16 protein-coding genes and 1 tRNA gene are annotated in these 18,625 nt (G+C 37.0%); 10 read left to right on the top strand and 7 right to left on the bottom strand.

Annotated elements, in window-relative coordinates; genetic code table 11:
- Window positions 1–50 precede the first annotated feature (50 nt).
- The 4 genes from M1E86_RS12035 to M1E86_RS12020 are packed head-to-tail and all read right to left on the bottom strand — an operon-like array spanning window position 51 to window position 4,322.
- On the bottom strand, window positions 51–719 hold the full coding sequence (locus M1E86_RS12035; RefSeq protein WP_213913188.1) for an ABC transporter permease subunit: 669 nt from the start codon (window positions 717–719) through the stop codon (window positions 51–53).
- Complete coding sequence (locus tag M1E86_RS12030; RefSeq protein WP_426099101.1) at window positions 716–1,729, bottom strand: methionine ABC transporter ATP-binding protein; 1,014 nt, start codon at window positions 1,727–1,729, stop codon at window positions 716–718. The genes M1E86_RS12035 and M1E86_RS12030 overlap by 4 nt, the downstream gene beginning before the upstream one ends.
- A 3-nt stretch (window positions 1,730–1,732) precedes the next feature.
- Complete coding sequence (locus M1E86_RS12025) at window positions 1,733–3,193, bottom strand: NAD(P)-binding domain-containing protein (protein WP_213913190.1); 1,461 nt, start codon at window positions 3,191–3,193, stop codon at window positions 1,733–1,735.
- A gap of 4 nt (window positions 3,194–3,197) precedes the next feature.
- On the bottom strand, window positions 3,198–4,322 hold the full coding sequence (locus tag M1E86_RS12020) for a CMD domain-containing protein (protein ID WP_213913191.1): 1,125 nt from the start codon (window positions 4,320–4,322) through the stop codon (window positions 3,198–3,200).
- A gap of 212 nt (window positions 4,323–4,534) precedes the next feature.
- Between M1E86_RS12020 and M1E86_RS12015 the strand changes: the two genes are divergently transcribed.
- A complete protein-coding gene (locus tag M1E86_RS12015; protein ID WP_213913192.1) occupies window positions 4,535–5,377 on the top strand; it encodes a MetQ/NlpA family ABC transporter substrate-binding protein in 843 nt (280 codons plus the stop codon).
- Window positions 5,378–5,603: 226 nt separating this feature from the next.
- Window positions 5,604–6,341, top strand: a complete 738-nt coding sequence (locus M1E86_RS12010; RefSeq protein ID WP_213913193.1) for a cyclase family protein — start codon at window positions 5,604–5,606, stop codon at window positions 6,339–6,341.
- A gap of 52 nt (window positions 6,342–6,393) precedes the next feature.
- On the opposite strand, the gene M1E86_RS12005 is transcribed toward M1E86_RS12010, so the two are convergent.
- A complete protein-coding gene (locus M1E86_RS12005) occupies window positions 6,394–7,629 on the bottom strand; it encodes an SLC13 family permease (protein WP_213913194.1) in 1,236 nt (411 codons plus the stop codon).
- Between the two features lie 632 nt (window positions 7,630–8,261).
- Here M1E86_RS12005 and M1E86_RS12000 point away from each other — a divergent pair.
- From M1E86_RS12000 to M1E86_RS11970, 7 genes are all read left to right on the top strand, one after another.
- Window positions 8,262–10,211, top strand: a complete 1,950-nt coding sequence (locus tag M1E86_RS12000) for a PTS mannitol transporter subunit IICBA (protein WP_426099100.1) — start codon at window positions 8,262–8,264, stop codon at window positions 10,209–10,211.
- 11 nt (window positions 10,212–10,222) lie between these two features.
- Complete coding sequence (locus tag M1E86_RS11995; RefSeq protein ID WP_213913196.1) at window positions 10,223–11,383, top strand: mannitol-1-phosphate 5-dehydrogenase; 1,161 nt, start codon at window positions 10,223–10,225, stop codon at window positions 11,381–11,383.
- 100 nt (window positions 11,384–11,483) lie between these two features.
- Window positions 11,484–12,014, top strand: coding sequence for an MltR family transcriptional regulator (locus M1E86_RS11990; protein WP_248466692.1), 531 nt, complete (start codon window positions 11,484–11,486; stop codon window positions 12,012–12,014).
- Window positions 12,015–12,111: 97 nt separating this feature from the next.
- Window positions 12,112–12,534, top strand: a complete 423-nt coding sequence (locus M1E86_RS11985; protein WP_125891371.1) for a GNAT family N-acetyltransferase — start codon at window positions 12,112–12,114, stop codon at window positions 12,532–12,534.
- 318 nt (window positions 12,535–12,852) lie between these two features.
- A complete protein-coding gene (locus tag M1E86_RS11980) occupies window positions 12,853–13,011 on the top strand; it encodes a hypothetical protein (protein ID WP_213913197.1) in 159 nt (52 codons plus the stop codon).
- A gap of 659 nt (window positions 13,012–13,670) precedes the next feature.
- Window positions 13,671–14,885 (top strand): reverse transcriptase family protein, encoded by a 1,215-nt coding sequence (locus M1E86_RS11975; protein ID WP_213913198.1) that lies wholly within the window; start codon window positions 13,671–13,673, stop codon window positions 14,883–14,885.
- A gap of 6 nt (window positions 14,886–14,891) precedes the next feature.
- Complete coding sequence (locus tag M1E86_RS11970; protein ID WP_213913199.1) at window positions 14,892–15,647, top strand: retron Ec48 family effector membrane protein; 756 nt, start codon at window positions 14,892–14,894, stop codon at window positions 15,645–15,647.
- Window position 15,648: 1 nt separating this feature from the next.
- Here the strand turns inward: M1E86_RS11970 and M1E86_RS11965 are convergent, their stop codons facing one another.
- Together M1E86_RS11965 and M1E86_RS11960 are read right to left on the bottom strand one after the other, a co-directional pair.
- Complete coding sequence (locus M1E86_RS11965; RefSeq protein ID WP_213913200.1) at window positions 15,649–16,812, bottom strand: phage integrase central domain-containing protein; 1,164 nt, start codon at window positions 16,810–16,812, stop codon at window positions 15,649–15,651.
- Window positions 16,813–16,976: 164 nt separating this feature from the next.
- Window positions 16,977–17,051 (bottom strand) — tRNA-Arg (locus tag M1E86_RS11960).
- Window positions 17,052–17,404: 353 nt separating this feature from the next.
- On the opposite strand from M1E86_RS11960, the gene mlaA reads away from it, so the two are divergent.
- Window positions 17,405–18,157, top strand: a complete 753-nt coding sequence (gene mlaA / locus M1E86_RS11955) for a phospholipid-binding lipoprotein MlaA (protein ID WP_102137593.1) — start codon at window positions 17,405–17,407, stop codon at window positions 18,155–18,157.
- Window positions 18,158–18,625 lie beyond the last annotated feature (468 nt).

The following is an 18,625-nucleotide window of genomic DNA, read 5'->3' as shown; positions in this document are numbered from 1 at the left end:
GTTAGGTAAAAGAGAAAAGGCCGAATATATTTTCGACCTTTACCACGAAACTAATGGAAGCGTGCTTTTTTCGCTAAATAGTCACCAATAAATTGCATGCCTTGTACGATAATCACTAATGTGACAACGGTGATAGCCATTGCTATATTATCAAAACGTTGGTAGCCGTAGTTTAGGGCCAAGTCACCGACACCGCCACCACCAACGGCTCCTGCCATCGCGGTTGCACCAACTAAAGTAATACTGGCAGCGGTTAAACTGAGAATTAATGATGACTTCGCTTCAGGTAAAATGAAGTGCCAAACAATCTGCCAATTTGTTGCTCCCATAGAATCAGCCGCTTCAATAATACCTGAATGTACACTAAGTAATGAGTTTTCAACTAAGCGTGCAGTATAGGGAGCAATAAAAATGACTAATGGCACAATGGCTGCAGTTGTTCCTATTGAGGTTCCTACCATAAAGCGCGTAAGGGGGATCATTGCAACTAATAAGATGATAAAAGGCAATGAACGAATAATATTAATAATCGGGTTCACAATGCGATAAATACATTTGTTTTCCCAGATACCTTCTGGCCTCGTTACAACAAGTACGATACCTAATAGGATCCCAAATATAGAACCTAATACAAGGGCAATGCTGACCATCGTAAAGGTTTCTGACATCGCTAATAAAAACTGTTTCGTCGTTAAAGCGGTTTCAAATAATTGTGTCATAGCGCCCCCTGATTGACTGCAACTCCACGTTGGCGAAGAAAAGCAACGGCTTCATCAATTTTTTCTTTATCACCAATAAATTGGACAAACATACTGCCCAGCACGACACCACTGATCTCTTTCATATTGGCAAATAAGATATTTATTTTGACAATTTCTTTGAGTATTAACTCATTAACGACAGGTTGTTGCGCGGAAGCCCCTAAAAATTCAAGACGATAAACATCTTGTTGATGTTCTAAGTTATGTAGAACGCGTTCTGGAATTTCTTCGTCTAATACGGTTCCTACAAATTTCTTGGTTGTGTCTTGGCGTGGGTTGGCAAAAATATCAAGTACAGTTCCTTCTTCGACAATTTTGCCAGACCCCATAACAGCAACACGGTTACAAATTTGTTCAATAACTTCCATTTCGTGAGTAACTAGCAAGATAGTAATGTGTTGCTCTTGATTGATCTTTTTTAGTAATTGCAAAATTGAGCGCGTCGTTTGTGGGTCGAGTGCTGAAGTGGCCTCATCACATAGTAAAATTTGTGGGTTGTTGATCAACGCACGCGCAATCCCCACACGCTGCTTTTGCCCACCAGATAACTGCCCAGGGTATTGGTTTTTTTTATCGCTAAGCTCGACATATTCAAGAATACTATCAACTCGCCGAGTGATTTCTTGTTTATCGACACCTGAAAGTAATAAGGGCATCGCAATATTTTGAGCAACAGTTTTCGTTTCTAGCAAATTGAAATGCTGGAAAATCATACCGATGCTTTTTTTATGTGAACGAGTTTCTGCAGGGGTATGTTCAGCAATATTCTGGCCATTGATAATAACGGCACCACTGGTTGGTTTTTCTAATTGATTCACCAAGCGGATAAGTGAACTTTTACCCGCTCCGCTATAACCAATAAATCCAAAGATATCACCTTTATTGATATGCAAATTAATGTCTTGCAATGCAACTAAAGACTGCCCATCTTTTTCATAGACTTTTTGAATATTTTGAAAGGTAATCATGATTTACTCTACATTATCAGTTAATTGCACGCGTTCTGAAGGTGGTGCAGCGGGTTGCCACTCATCACCTAATAATTCAGCCTCTTGGCTATTTTTGACTTGCTCAAGGTGTTGTTCTTGATGGCTCAAGTACAATTGAGCTGCAATATGGTCAGCCAATCGTTCTGCCCCAATATTCGTTCCAGGGATTAACCCTATGACCGGGCCCATACTGAGCGATGCACTTAAGTTAAAACAATATAACTGATTGATTTTTAATGTGTCTTGCTTGTGTTTAGCTTGAAACTCAAAGTGATTACCTAAATAAGGATGTGAAGCTAACTCTGTATTTTCTTCATGAATGGATGGCGTGTATGCATCTCCCCACGTTTTAACTAGCGGAGATAATTGATGAAAGGCACCGTGTTTGGCCCAATTAATCCGATAGCCAGTTGCCAAGATTAAATAATCTAATACGAATTTGTCTGTCGTTGTTGTGACATGCAATTTTTTATTTTTCAATTCAATAAATTTAACTTGGGTATTGAAATTGAAATAAGCATTTTTATGGCGAGAAACTCTCAACGTGCTGCCATGAGGAGCTGGCGTTTTGGCTTTGGCAACATAATCAGTGTAATGCCACTTCTGAGCATCTGTAAAATAGGCATACGCATTGGTAAATCCTGCACTTCCAGCAACTTTTCCTCGATTTACGCGGGGCATGTCGCTAGCGCGGATCAAAATCTCAACGGAATTAGCGCCATTTTCTAATGCTGTTGCTGAACTATCCATCGCACCGGCACTATAACCCACAACACCAATGTCTAAGCCTTTAAAACGACGATAGTCAGTACCTGCATATGAATGTTCCCAATAGGTTGTTGGGATATCATTCATAAAATTAGGGATATTAGCTTCACTAAAAGACTCCATACCCGTCGATAAAATAACATGTTGTGCTTGATACCTGACAGTACCGTTAGGAGTATCAAAAATTAATTCACGGTAGTTATCGTTTAATTGAACATCGACTAATTGGTATTGGTTAAGTACATAGGGTTTTGTCATGGTTTTATACCATTGCAGGTATTCCCCCCACTGCAAACGTGGAATCTTATCGAGTTCATCCCATTTTTGAATGCCAAACTGGGCTTTAAACCAAGCTTGAAAAGTTAAAGAGGGGGATGCAAGCGCAGGGCCAACCACATGTTTTGGGGAACGTAATGTTTCCATTAATGCAGGGCTTTGCCATGGGCCTTCTTTGCCTACAGGGGCTTGGTCGAAAACAACGGCATTGATACCACGTAACTTCAGAGCGAACGCAGCTGTGATCCCGGACATACCCGCACCAATGATAGCGACATCAATAGTTTGGTTTTCAGGGTCATTTTTTGATAATGACCAAGACGTTATCGGTAAATTTAAATACTGCAAATCTTGTTTTATTTGCGCTTCTAATACCTCTAAACCCATAATCAGTTCCATTGAATTACTCCTTGTCCTCTACTATTTCAAAGGGCTCACCCAGCGATAACATTAAGCGGTTCGCCCATGAAAAGAAGGCCGTGGATTGAACTAAATCAAGTAATTCAAGTTCAGATAACCCCAAATTTTTTAACTCTTCAATTTGTGATGGTGTGGCTTGGATGGGGGTTGCAGATAAAGAGGCGACTAAATCTGTAATGGCTAGGAGTCTGTCATCAAAACCTTCAGCAAGTACTGAACCCGTCGCAGTTGCTAGTAGTTTATCAACATCAGCGCGTCGTTCTTTTGCATACTGGCTGGCTTTTCTCGCATGTACAGAAGCGCAGTATATACAGCCATTAACTTTGCTGGTTACGGCTGCAGCGAATTCACGTTCCCAGCGAGGTAACCCTTCTGAGGTATAAAATACGCCACGGTCAATTAAAGTTCGTAACTCTAAAATCTTACTTTGATGGGCGAGTAGTAAAAAATACTCAGAGTTTAATTGACCAAATTTTTTCATGATTTGGGCTTCTTCAGCGGATAGCGTTTTTGCATCCCTTGCTGAAATCCAAGCTTCCCATCCTAAATTATCTTGTGTAAAAGCCGTTGGGGAAGGTTCTCCTTTGCGGGTTAATGGTTGGTGGTTCCATTTGCCAGCCACCACTTTAGGTGAGTTATGTGCAAGATGACTATTATTCGTCAGTAACAGAACCCCTTCGATTAGACGCGCTTGATAGGTGACATAAGTTATTAATTGAGCAAGTAGAATGATGTCACTTTGTTGCCAACCTTGTTCAGTTAACGCAGTCATTAATTGGTAATGGGTATCTTTAGGTGATTGTGTTAAAACTTGCAGATATTCTTTTGCTGTAGCCAGTGGTTTGCTAAGCGGCTCATCAGGCATTGAGTCTATTAATTGAAAATAAAATTCAGTGAGGCGGGGACTCCCTGTCACTTTTGCAACTTCATAGGCAAAATAGTATTTCACATCATTTGTGAGAAGTGTCGATGGCGTAGAAAAAATAGCGTCAAATACGGCTTGAGTATTTTCAGTCGCCACTGCGCGTTCATGGCGAATTTTAGCTAGGCTGGAATCTGGTGTTAAATTAGTTAAAGAATTAATTACATCATTATAGGAAAGACTCATAAAGCAACTCACTTTTTTAAATGTTTTTTATCTCCTTCATTACATATCAATCACATTACTAATCGAACGATCTATTTGTTATATACTTATAACTAAAAGGAATCAAATGCCATTCTTATATTACTTTAGTATTAAGTTATAACGATATAGTCTAAGTTGTACTCGCTAATTATGATTATACTGCCCAAAATATCTTTACAGGGTTGTTATCTATGTTAAAACAAAAATTAATAAATTTATCTTTAATGACTGTGGCTTTAGCGGTGCTGGCTGGGTGTGGCGATAATAGCGAAAAAGATAATCCGAATAAAAAACAAATTACAATAGGTTTTGGTGTTGGCAATTATATTGACCAAGTAGACAAAGGTATCGTACCGATTTTAGAGAAAAAAGGTTATACCGTTAATTTGCGCCAATTTTCCCAGAATAGACAAATTAACCCTGCTTTTGAGGAAGGCTCTATTGATGCATCTGTAAACCAAAGCCGCGCCTATATGGAGGCTTATAACAAAAAGAATAATATTAATATGGTGGCGTTAACAGACTCACCGAGTGCACCTCAAAGTCTGCGGTCAAATAAACATAAAACACTGGATGAAGTGAAAGACGGTATGATTGTTGCGTTATCTAATGACCCCGTTAATGCAGAGCGTGGCGCGAGGATCTTGGAAAAGTTAGGTTGGATAAAAATTAAGCCAGATGTGAGTACATTAAGTTTTAGTGTTAATGATATCTCCCCAAATGAATATAACTTAGATATTCGAGAAACCGATGCGGCACAAGGGTTGCGATTATTAGATGATGTTGATTTTGTTGTTGTGAATGGTAACTATGTGGCAAGTGCCGGCCAACGTATTGCTGATGGTTTAGTTGTAGAAAGCTCACCGCTAGAGCATCGCGTTATTGTGACTGTTATGCAAAAAGATTTAGATGCTCAGTGGGCAAAAGATTTGAAAGACGCTTTTGAGTCTAAAGAGTATGCAGATTATATTCGTTCGCAGCGTATTTATGATGGCTTTATTGAACCTGAGAGCTGGAATAAATATCCTAAATAAAATCCTAGTCTATTTTTTATTTTGATTATTACGTTGACCACTAATTTTTATTAATTAGTGGTTTTTTCTATATAAAATAAATATCTTACTGATTTAATATGAAAAAGATTCGTGTTGAATTTGTAGACAACAGAATGTTTTTTCGTTATTTAATAGGTTAGGAAAGGCATTATAAAAATAGTTTGTAGATAGGTTTATTTAGACAATAGAACTGACAGGGGCAAATATGAGCAATGAATTAATTGATGCATTTAATATAATAAAATCTAAAAAATGGGTCGATTTGACCCATAGTTTCGATAAAGACTCACCGCATTTTTTTATGTTTGACTCTGCCGAATTTAAAACATTATTTGGCTACCCAGAAGGCTTTTTTGCGCAGCAGTTTACATTTCCAGGGCAATATGGCACCCATATTGATGCACCTTGCCATTTCGTGGAAGGAAAACGTTATTTACATGAGCTCGAATTAAAGGAACTTGTTCTGCCATTAATTGTTATTGACCAGTCTGAGAGAGCAAAAGAAGATCCTAATTTTGCATTTTCTCTTGATGATATCCTTAATTTTGAAGCGAAAAATGGCCGAATTGAATCTGGGAGTTTTGTCGCATTACGCACTGACTGGAGTAAACGTTGGCCATCACAAGAGCTTATGGATAATAAAGATGACGAGGGCAATAACCAAATACCGGGTTGGGGTATGGACGCACTCAAATTTTTATTTGAAGAACGCGGTATAAAAGCAATTGGCCATGAAACATTTGATACTGATGCCGCAAAAGATTTTCGAAAAAATAATGCATTACTCGGTGAGTATTATGTATTAGAACAAGATACCTACCAAGTTGAATTGCTTGCTAATTTAGACCAAGTACCTACACGTGGTGCGGTAATTTTTAATATCGTCGCAAAACCCAATAATGCCAGTGGTTTTCCTGTTCGTTCTTTTGCGATCCTGTCATAGAAAATATCATGATAACCAATCTGCCAGTGTGATAGCAGATTGGTTAAAACGACTATAACGCAAGTAAAATCCAAGCAGCGGCTAATAGCATACACAATAGCGCGACAATTCCCCCTGATTTAGAGAACTCACCGAAAGAAATTTTCACGCCATATGCCGCTGATTGCTCAACGACGATAATGCCAGCAAGGCTACCGAAGACCAGTAAGTTACTTGAAAAACCAGAACCCAATACGAGAGCAGAGCCTAACGAATCGGCATTGCCTTCAGGTGTTAAGAAAGGAACAAGTAGCATGACGGAAGGATTATTTCCAACAATAGTACTTAGGACACCGGTCACTAGAAATAGGGCTAATGGATTATTGAGGTCCACACCGTAGTTTCGCAAATCAGTTAATAATTGCTGAGGTAGTCCCGTGGCAGCAAAAGCGGCATTGACAACAAATAGCCCCATGATGAGTAATAAAAGATTACCATCAACGAGTTTAAGCATATCACTCGAGGCAATAGATCGATTTAATAATAAAAATCCAGCAGCCGTTAATGCAATAAGTTCTTTAGGAATATCAGTCACAATAAAGGTAATGATGACTGCGAAAGTAATGACACCCGCTTTTGCTGTCTCCCAGACATCTAATGTTTCTTGGGTTGATTTAGGGGGAGTTGAGAGCGTATTTTCTTTAGTCAAATACCAACGATGACGATATAACCAAACGAGTACTAACCATGTTAATGGTAAGGAAAGCAGGGCTGGTATTGCTGATGCCTGTAATAAGCCAACAAACGAGATATCAAGCCCTTGTGCTGCGATCATATTTTGTGGGCTACCAATTAATGAACCTGCAGCTCCGTTATTCGCTGCGAAACAAAAGCCAAGTAAAAAAGGAATTGGGTTTAAACCGCGAGATAAACTAATTGATACTAATAATGGAGTCATCGCGACAACAACAACATCATTCGTGAGCAATGCGGAAAGAAAGCCACCAACAAGAATTAAAACAGCGAGTAATATAGGGGGCGAAACTTTTAGCATTGCGACTTTATTTGCGGTCCAGCTATAAAAACCAGACACAACAAAAGAAGCTGAAACAACCATAAGCCCGAATAACATCCCAATCGTTCGGTAATCGATAGCATTCCATGCATGAGGAGGGGTAATACTACCAATAGCCATCATAGCTAGGGCACCAATAACCGCAGCGCCAGTTCTATCAACTTTAAAGCCGGGTAGCTTACCAAAGCCCATCGCAATATAAACCAAAAGAAAAACAATAATGGTTAACGTCATGATATTCACATTTTAATTAAGAAAATTAGAGGTAATTTATCGGTGAAGACCAGACTAAGCAAGGTTAAATAATGTATTGATAATAATACGTTGTCGTTAATTCAGTTTAAGATTATCGCAAAAAGACGGTAGTAATAATGAAATAGAAAATGAAGTTTTCACATAGCAATAACAGGCATTGACTACGAAAGACGATAATGTGATTTATTGCAGCATGCAAAGAAAAATGAAGAAAGTGCGTTTAGTAATTTTATTACAAAATATAAAAAGTGATTTGTACAGTTGGATAATTGATATCAGTCCACAGGATAAAAAAGATAAATAGAAAATAAATTGTGATGTTCTTCACTAATTGAAGATAAATAACGAGTTTTAAACTGTGACTAACATCACTAAAAATGGTTTTTTTGTGTGAAAAAAGAGCAATGTAATTTAGTAACATGATTTTTATGTGATCTTCATCAATATAAAGGTGGGGTAAGTCGGGGGCTAATAGTGATCTTGTTCACATAAAGGCCCACGTGGTGCGGATCTGATAAAGCTCATGCTAGAGTGAAAGAGTTGAAAAAATCACAGACGTTATTTGGCGATAACGTTACAACTTTATCATTCTCGTACCACGGGGTTCTATCATGGTAACATCAAATATCAAATTAAAGGTACAGAATTTTGGGCGTTTCCTCAGTAATATGGTTATGCCTAATATCGGTGCTTTCATCGCTTGGGGATTAATTACCGCGTTATTTATCCCAACGGGCTGGTGGCCTAATGAGACATTAGCTCAACTTGTTGGTCCTATGATCACCTATTTACTCCCTCTATTAATCGGTTATACCGGTGGCCGTTTGGTCGGTGGAGAGCGGGGTGGAATAGTTGGTGCAATAACAACAATGGGAGTCATTGTTGGTGCTGACATGCCGATGTTTATGGGGGCAATGATTGCTGGCCCATTAGGCGGATATGCAATAAAACGTTTTGATTTGTGGATTGAAGGCAAGGTTAAAACAGGTTTTGAAATGTTGGTGAATAATTTTTCATCCGGCATTATCGGCATGTTATTAGCTATTTTGGCTTATTTAGCGATCGGTCCTCTTGTTGCAGGGTTATCCAAAATATTAGCGGCTGGTGTGAACGTGATGGTGGAGAATAACTTACTTCCACTCACGTCTATTTTTGTTGAACCTGCAAAAATCTTATTTCTCAATAATGCTATTAATCACGGTATTTTTTCACCGTTAGGTATTCAGCAAGCATCTGAAACAGGTTCCTCCATCTTTTTCTTAATTGAAGCAAACCCCGGACCAGGTTTAGGCGTTTTACTCGCTTATATGTTTTTTGGTAAAGGTAATGCCAAGCAATCTGCACCAGGGGCCACAATTATTCACTTTTTTGGTGGGATTCATGAGATTTATTTCCCCTATGTCTTAATGAACCCTCGGTTAATTCTTGCTGTTATTCTGGGCGGGATGACAGGAGTGTTTGTTATGAACCTTTTTCATGCAGGGTTAGTCTCCCCAGCATCACCGGGTTCAATATTTGCAGTTCTACTGATGACCCCTAAATCATCACTTATTGGCGTTATTTTATCAGTCACCAGTGCTACAGTTGTTTCTTTTATCGTTTCAGTACTTTTATTAAAACGAACACGAATTGGCGATGATGATGAGCTCGAAAGTGCGACGAAAAAAATGCGCAATATGAAAACGCAATCAAAGTCATCAGCAACAAGCTCAATCAATAAAGATACCTCTATCAATTTAGCTCAAGTGCGCAGCATTATTGTTGCTTGTGATGCAGGCATGGGGTCAAGTGCAATGGGGGCTGGGGTATTAGCCAAAAAAGTGCGAGATGCAGGGTTAATCGATATTACCGTCACTAATATGGCAATTAACGACCTGCCAGATAACGTTGATATTGTCATTACTCATAGAGACCTAACACAAAGGGCACAGTCATTTGCACCAAATGCAATGCATATTTCTTTAACAAACTTCTTAGATAGCCAAACGTATAATGATTTAGTCACCAATTTAATAGCTAAAAAAAATCCTAAAGCAGCAAATGATGGACGACTGGTTAAACAAACGATTATTGCAGCAAATGATGAATCCTATGAAATGGAAGATCATGATGATGCGATATTTACATTGAGTGCAAAGCATATTCATTTAAACCTATCTGCACAGAATAAAACGCAAGCCATTCAATTTGCAGGGCAAAAATTAGTTGAGGGTGGCTATGTTGAGCCTGACTATATTGAGGCGATGTTAGCTCGCGAAAAACTGACTTCAACCTATCTAGGTGAATCTATTGCTGTTCCTCATGGCACCATAGAAGCAAAAGATCGTGTATTAAAAACCGGCATTGTTATTTGCCAATACCCTGAAGGCGTACAATTTGGTGAAGAACCTGATGAAATTGCCCGCTTAGTTATTGGTATTGCAGCACAAAATAATGAGCACATTGAAGTTATCACACGAATTACTTCCGCGTTAGATGAAGATGGGGTTATTGAGCGTTTATGTGAAACCCAAGATGTTCAGGAAGTACTCGAAATTTTAGCGTCTCAAAGTGCAGCATAAGGAGAATAATAATGAAAGTCATTCATTTTGGTGCAGGAAATATAGGCCGCGGTTTTATTGGTAAATTATTAGCAGACGCAAATTCACAAGTAACTTTTACTGATGTCAATCAGCCATTAATTGACCAACTCGCGCATCAGCAATCTTATAATGTTCATGTTGTTGGTCAGGAAAATCGTATCGAGAAAGTCCAACACATTCACGCTGTTAATAGTAATGACCCTAAAACGATAGAGTTTATTGCAACAGCGGATATGCTTACAACTGCTGTCGGGCCACAAGTACTTGAAAAAATAGCGTCAACGATAGCTAAAGGCATAATTTATAGAAAATCGCAGGGAAATAACCAGCCACTCAATATAATTGCATGTGAAAATATGGTAAGGGGAACTAGCCAATTAAAACAACATGTGTTGGTTCATTTGCCGGAAGAATTACATCAATGGGTTGACCAACATATTGGTTTTGTAGACTCCGCAGTTGACCGGATCGTTCCTCCGATGGATGCAGCGAATGATGACCCACTTGATGTTACTGTCGAATCCTTTAGTGAGTGGATTGTTGACCGAACACAATTTGTTGGTGATATTCCTATTATCGATGGAATGGAATTGACGAACAATCTAATGGCATTTGTTGAACGTAAATTATTTACATTAAATACAGGTCATGCAATGACAGCGTATTTAGGGCAGCGATATGGGTACCAGACAATCAGCGAGGCAATTGGAGATTTGAGGATCTATACTGTTGTTAAATCAGCTATGCAAGAAAGCGGACAAGTTTTAATTCAACGTTATGGTTTTGATTCACAAATACATAATCAATACATAGATAAAATACTAAGTCGCTTTTCAAACCCATATTTAAAAGATGATGTCAGTCGAGTAGGGCGGCAGCCTATGAGAAAATTAAGTTCTAATGATCGCTTAATTAAGCCGTTGTTAGGCACATTAGAATACCAATTACCAAATGAAAATCTGATCATAGGAATTGCTGCCGCATTACATTTCAGATGTGAAGCCGATCCCCAAGCAAATGAAATGGCAAAGCTAGTTGCTTGCAAAGGTATATATCAAGCGGTTGTTGAGCTTTGTGGGTTAGAGCAATATCCAGAGATAATTGATAGAATTTGTACTCAATATCAATTAATGATGCTGAATAATAAGTAATATTACGGGTAATGGATTAATTTTTGAGGTTCAATCACTTTATGGCTATTTGCTATGTGAGATAAAGTAATATAGCTATAAAGTGATAAAAGAAGCTAATATGGAAAATAAACAAAACATTGAAAATCAAGTTCTTGAACGGTTAAATCAACGACCGGAGGTGCATTTATTTGTCCAGGAGGTTGTTATTTTAATCTCACAAGCTATTGATAAATTAATGTTAAAAGTTTTTAGAAAGGATGATTATGCAGTAAAATATGCAGTTGAGCCTCTTTTGACTGGAAATGGCCCATTAGGTGAGTTATCAGTTCGTTTGAAACTCCTATTTGCATTAGGGGCTATTTCTCGAGAAACCTATGAGGATATAGAATTATTCCTTGCTTTGAATGGATCGTTATCAGTAGAAAACGTGGATCTGAATTTCACCGATGATGAAATTTTAGGCAGTATTAAAATGCTTCATTGTATGGAACCTTTACCAGAAATGATGAGATTCAATCAACCAGAGGATCTTGTCGATAACCAATTAATTGAATTACAAAAACACCGTTTTCAGCAAATGATCAAATCCTCATTGGTATTGTCTGTAACGGCTTTAATTACCCAAATTATAGAAACTGATGTATTTTAAAATAGCATATTCAATCCTCTCCTATTTTACTGTTTACTTATCAAAGTAAATATGTTTGAAATAACACGTTATTAGCCGAGTATTAACAGAGCATCGAATGAATATTATTATTGCACATGAAATCACCACTGAAGATAAAGAAGAACTCCTTGCAGGGTTACGTAGTTTTAATATCCAATATTTGAATGCAGAACGTTTTGGTGAGCTAGGCGTTTATTTTAAAAATGACTCTGGTGTTATGCTTGGAGGATTACTGGCTTCTGTGAAGGCGAATTGGCTCTGTATTGATTTTTTATGGGTGAGTGAGGACGCCAGAAAAATGGGGTTAGGCAGTAAATTGATGAAGGCTGCTGAACGGGAAGCAATCAAAATAGGTTGTATTCATAGCTTAGTTGACACCTTCAGTTTTCAAGCCTTGCCATTTTATGAAAAATTAGGGTATGTGAAACAAATGTCATTGCCTGATTTCCCTGAGACAGGCATGGAAAGGCATTATCTCACTAAAATTGAATTATCATAATCATATTTACTGCATTTAATCTGCTGTAAGTTGACATTGTTATCATTTGTATTAATACGATAAAAAGCATTTAGAACAATAAGTAGAGGGTATTTTGAAGAAGTTGGACTAGCTTAATTTAATACGAAGAATAACTCTATTTGACTACTAATTAGCTCACCAAGCATTAATGTACAGCTGATGGTATTGGATTTTTTATCTATTAAAAGTGATTATTTTAACTTATTTATCTAATTAAATTGTATTCTTGTTGTTAAATATTTTTTAACTCCCTTCGACATATAACCAAGTAGCGATTATTACTAAGGGTAATTAAATATGTTTAATGAAAAACGTAATATTCGAATAGAAGTGAGTGACACTAAAAAAGTCATAGAGCTAAGGGGATATACAGAAAAAGAAGCCCACCGTTTGATTGATAAGTGGTTAAATAAAGATTCATTAGTTCAAAAAACGCACACTAAAATAAAAAAGTAATTTGTTCATATTTCAGTTTTTTATTTCCTCTCAAGCCGCATGGATGCTAGTTTTTCAGTTTTTATGCGGCTTCAACTCTTAAGTGAAAATCTCACGTAAAATAGAAAAGTTATTTATATTCAAGTGATTATAAATTAATTCACTAGGTGTGCTTCACTTGAAAACTGAAATTCATTGAAAATCTTTTCACACATTTCAGTTTGAGATTTTCGGGTACGCCCTAGTATTGGTACGGCTTAGCGATATATTTTGTAGAATTTTAAAACTGAAATAATTTTATGATCCAAATTGTGCAGGCGGGTGCGGTGTAGTGAATTTTACGTGGGTTTTTGTTTCACTTAAGCTTGAACTAAATATATTTTTTGTTATAGTTTATTTGCGTCAGCGTTTCGCTGATTAATTGCAACCAACATATTTTTTGTTAGATTACTGCTTTAAATTTTTATATTTAAAGCGTCCAATATATTTGGACATTTCCGAAGGACACGACCGTCGCAGTCAACGGCGGAAAAGATACCGTAGCCTACGGCATATTGCACATAGCCGCTATAGAGTGATGGCTGATGCTAACAAAAGTTGGTTAAGATTACATCACTCTGTGCACCCTTGATTATGGGAAGGCTATGTGTAACTTTGCTATTTATACTAGATGTTATCTTATGTTAAATAATGAAAATTTTTGTCCTCATACACCTCGCTCCCTAGCAAAACAGAGAATAACTTCGTTAAAAACTTTATCTGAGGCGCTTTCTATAAGTGAGAGTGAGCTGATCAGGATTAACTCATTGCCTGATAATGAAAAGTATATAGAGCTTAAAGTTCCTAAAATTGATGGTACTGATAGAATAGTTTATTCATTGAATTCAGATTTACGTAAGGTTCAATATAGAATTAACAGAAGAATATTTCGGGGCTTAATTAAATGGCCTAATCATTTATTTGGTTCAGTACCAAGTGATAATGATAACCATGAAGATAATATTAAAAGAGATTATGTTGCATGTGCAAGCTTGCATTGTGGCGCTAGATCGATACTTAAAATTGATATTAACAACTTTTTTGACAACATTCATAAAGATATAGTAACAAGTGTATTTAGCAAGGTATTGAAAATACAAGGAGATGCATTACAACTTATTACTGACTTATGCTGTAAAGGTAATTTCATTGTTCAAGGTGCTTTAACATCTAGTTATATTGCCTCATTATGTTTGCATGATTTAGAGGCTGATATTGTTAAAAGAGCTGAGAGGAAAAATTTAGTTTATACAAGATTAGTTGACGATATTACTGTATCGTCAAAGCTACCTAATTTTGATTTCTCGCAAATAAAATTACATATTGAAAACATGCTTGCAAATAAAGATTTGCCTGTAAATAAAAATAAAACCAAAGTAATAAAAGAGTCTATGCAGCCGCTTGTTGTTCATGGGCTACGAGTTGATTTTGCACAACCAAGAGTACCATCAGATGAAGTCAAGAAAATTAGAGCATCATTACATAATCTATGTAATTTAGCTAAAAAAAATAACATGAGGACGTCTGGTACTTATAGAAAAGAATATAATCGATGTTTAGGTAGAATCAATCGACTAGGAAGATTGAACCATAATAAACACCTTCAATTTTTTAAAGTAATAGCAAAAATAAAGCCATTGCCTTCATGGAGAGATGTGCAAAAAACAAAGGCAGCACTAAACAGTTTAAGAGCATCATACTCAAAAGGGAATAATAATAAATCGTGGTATAGTAGAAAATATCATTTAACTTATTATAGAACTTCTATTTTGAATAGGTCTATAGAATTTCATAACATGGTTACCTATCTTAGAAATGAATTGCAAAAAATCAAACCCGAAGGTAAAAGGGGATAAAGGAATATGAAAATTGAAAACCCATTAATAAGGGTAGCTATTTATATTATCGCGGGGATCTTGGTTTTTTCGGTAGTTATATGCGTTGTTTCAATAGCTTGGACGGTAGTGTCTTCTAAGTTATATGAACGTGGTTTTAATCTATCTAGTCATGGAATTGATAATTTATATAAAGAAATAAAGTGGTCACTATCAATAATAGAGGTTGCTTTCTGGGTTATAACTACATTTATTACTGTGGTAGGTGTGGTTATTGCTTTAAATACATATGAACTAAATGCAAACAATAATCGCATAGCATTAGATACATATCAATTGAATGCTAAGAACACGGTAATAACAAACCATATATCTCATTTTGGGATGTTCAAGGATTATGTTAATACTGAAATAAACAAGCGAGATATGCTAAAGTCAGATAAAATAAATATTTTTTGTTTGTATAATTTAATGTTTCCGAAATCAAGGTCTGGTGAGTTAAATATATCTCAAGACTATATTGAATTTATGTCTGGCGTTGAGGGGATAATTAACTCAGCGAACAATTGTATTACTAGTACTGCAGGAAAATATAATTATAAAGTGCATCAAAGAAATTTAATAGATAAATTTAGTGAAGCTGGGATTACGTTAAATAATGGCCCTAAAAATACCTTTATTTCATTAGAAAATGAAATATTTGGTTTCATAGATAATATAAATTCCGCATTTTCTAACATCTCCATTAATAAATTATCAAACATTCCACGAAATTACACCTAGTTTATTTAAGTAAAGCAGAATATGAATTTAACATTGTACGTCTACCTTCTAGGTATAAAGCATGATTATAAATTCCACGGATGGAGTTTTTATCAACATGCGCAAGTTGCAACTCAATCCACGCACTATCAAAGCCTTTTTCATGTAAAATAGTGCTCATAATGTGCCTAAAACCGTGACCTGTCAGCCTACCTTTATAGCCAATTTTGGCGATAACTTTATTTATACTCGCATCACTGATGGGTTTTCGTGAGTCATTACGCCCAGGGAAAAGTAGTGAATAGTTACCTGAAATAACTTTTAGCTTATCAAGGATCTCTAATACCTGTGGTGAGAGAGGAACTAAATGAGGGCGACGCTTTTTCATTCGTTCTTTAGGTATTTCCCAAAGTGCATTTTCAAAATCAAATTCTGACCATTCCGCGAATCTTAACTCAACAGTTCTAACACCTGTTAGCATTAATAGCTGGGTGGCATATTTCGTGATTTTACTGCCTTGGTAGTTATTAAGCGCTTTTACAAAATCAGGAATTTCACTTTCTTGCAAGAATGGGAAATGTTTGGTTTCAGGCTTATTCATTGCACCAGACAAATCTGGGGCAGGGTTATATTTTGCTCGGCCTGTAATAACTGCATACCTAAACACTTCACCACAACGACGGCGAATTTTACTTGCCTGCTCTAATGCTCCACGTTTTTCTATCTTCTGCAATACGGCAAGTAATTCTAATGGCGCTAATTGGTCAATAGGCCGACTACCAATGAAAGGGAAAACATCATTTTCAAAACAACGCAATATTTCGCTCGCATAGCCTTTTGACCATGTAGAGCATTTTGATGCATGCCATTCCATTGCAACCGCTTTAAACGTATTTTCAGCAGCGTATTTTTGTGTGATCTTTTCCGATTTGCGCGCATCACTTGGGTCTATGCCATCTGAAAGCTGTTTTTTTGCTTCATCTCTTTTTCTTCTGGCATCGGCTAAAGAAATTTGCCCATACACGCCAAATGAAATCATTTTAGGCTTACCCGCAAAGCGATAACGAAATCGCCACCCCTTGGAACCATTGGGGTCAATGAGAAGGGATAAGCCATTGCCATCATTTAGGGTGTAAACCTTATCTTTAGGCTTAGCTTTACGAATTTGGATATCAGTGAGCAGCATAATGTGTATAGTTTTTTTATCGAACCTAGACCTATACACAATACTATACACATTAGCACTTAGATTCCACTAGAAGTTACTAGACCTTCTTGGAAGTCAAAATAATTAATTTGTTGTTTTTGTTTGAAAAATTGGAAGTCTTGAGAGGTCTTTAGAAGTGGCAATGGTGTCCCCTGCAGGAATCGAACCTGCAACTAGCCCTTAGGAGGGGCTCGTTATATCCATTTAACTAAGGGGACTTTTGGCGTCATAATTACGACAGCGAAGGCATTTTACTGTTCAGGTCTAATTGAATCAAGTTGTTACGGACAAATAATCGAATTTATCTTCCATAAATATTTATTTGGCTGTTTTTCATTCGAAAATAGGGTGGTTACCATCTTTATGGTTGAGTGGGCACATTTCTATTTTGTACTAATTGTCCAATTTTCTTATAATAAGAATATTATTAAATGGCGTATAATTAACCTTTATGATAATCGAATAACTCAAAAGGATTAACATAATTCTTTTTTTCGCCTTACTATAAGCAAAATAGTTATTACAGTGGAAAAGTACCGCAGTAGGACGGTACAGGGAATGGAGAAGTGTTATGAAGTTTCGCATGACGGGCGTTTTTCTGGCAGGGGTGCTAATTGCAGGTTGTGCAAGTAGCATTGACCCAGAAACACATGAGCGTTCAGACCCCTTAGAAGGGTTTAACCGAGCAATGTTTAATTTCAACTATAACGTCCTTGACCCTTATGTTTTGAGGCCAGTTGCTGTTGCTTGGAATGATTATGTCCCGATGCCTGCCCGTAATGGATTAACCAATTTTTTTGTTAACCTTGAAGAACCTGCAAGTATGTTAAATAGCTTTCTGCGTGGGGAAGTGACTCAAGGTTTCAAACATTTTAACCGCTTTTTCCTTAATACCGTCTTCGGTATGGGGGGGCTCATTGATGTGGCGACAATGGCAAACCCTCAATTAGCAAAAGAAGAGCCAAAACGTTTTGGTAATACCTTAGGCTATTACGATGTGGGCTATGGTCCTTATGTGGTGTTACCGGGATACGGCAGTGCAACACCAAGGGAGCAAGGGGGTGACTTAGTTGATGACTTATATCCAATGCTAAGCTATCTCACTTTCTGGATGTCAGCGGGTAAATGGGCACTGGAAGGAATTGAAACCCGAGCAAGGCTATTAGATTCAGATGGATTATTGAAGAACTCTTCAGACCCGTACTTAATGATGCGAGAAGCCTATTTCCAACGTAATGACTTTTTATCAAGTGGTGGCGCGTTAAAAGCAACAGAAAACCCAAATGCGGCAGCGATTGAAGACCAGCTTGATTCGATAGATTAGTAAATTGAATTGTTTTGGAAGGTTTATCACTCTCTTGTATACGCATGATACTAGAGAGTGATAAATAAAAAACTAATCATTGTCTCGCTTTCCTCGTTGAGAGACGGTGTCAATCAAGGCTATTACCCCTAATACACCAATAAAACCGACAGTAAACAGTGTTCCCATACAGCCTCCTAAGTTTTCGTCATTGTTGCCTCTTTTACACGCCTTCGCGGCAGTAGCCAATAATAGAATATAGCGTTATTAATACAGTTTGATGAAAGGCCATATATATTAGTGGGTATCATCAATATAAATTATGCTATTGAGTTGTACTTGCAAATAAGAACATTCAGAGAACGAATGATAATCTAATGAAATATAAAACGATTTATCTTAAAAATGCGATAGTGTGTATTTTATAAAGAAATGATGAGGTGAACTCATGTGATTAACATTTAATTTACATATGATGCGGGTTAGGGT

It is taken from the genome of Providencia sp. PROV200 (assembly GCF_049901995.1).
Lineage (GTDB): Bacteria > Pseudomonadota > Gammaproteobacteria > Enterobacterales > Enterobacteriaceae > Providencia > Providencia rettgeri_E.
This window is presented reverse-complemented; position numbering and strand designations above follow the sequence as displayed.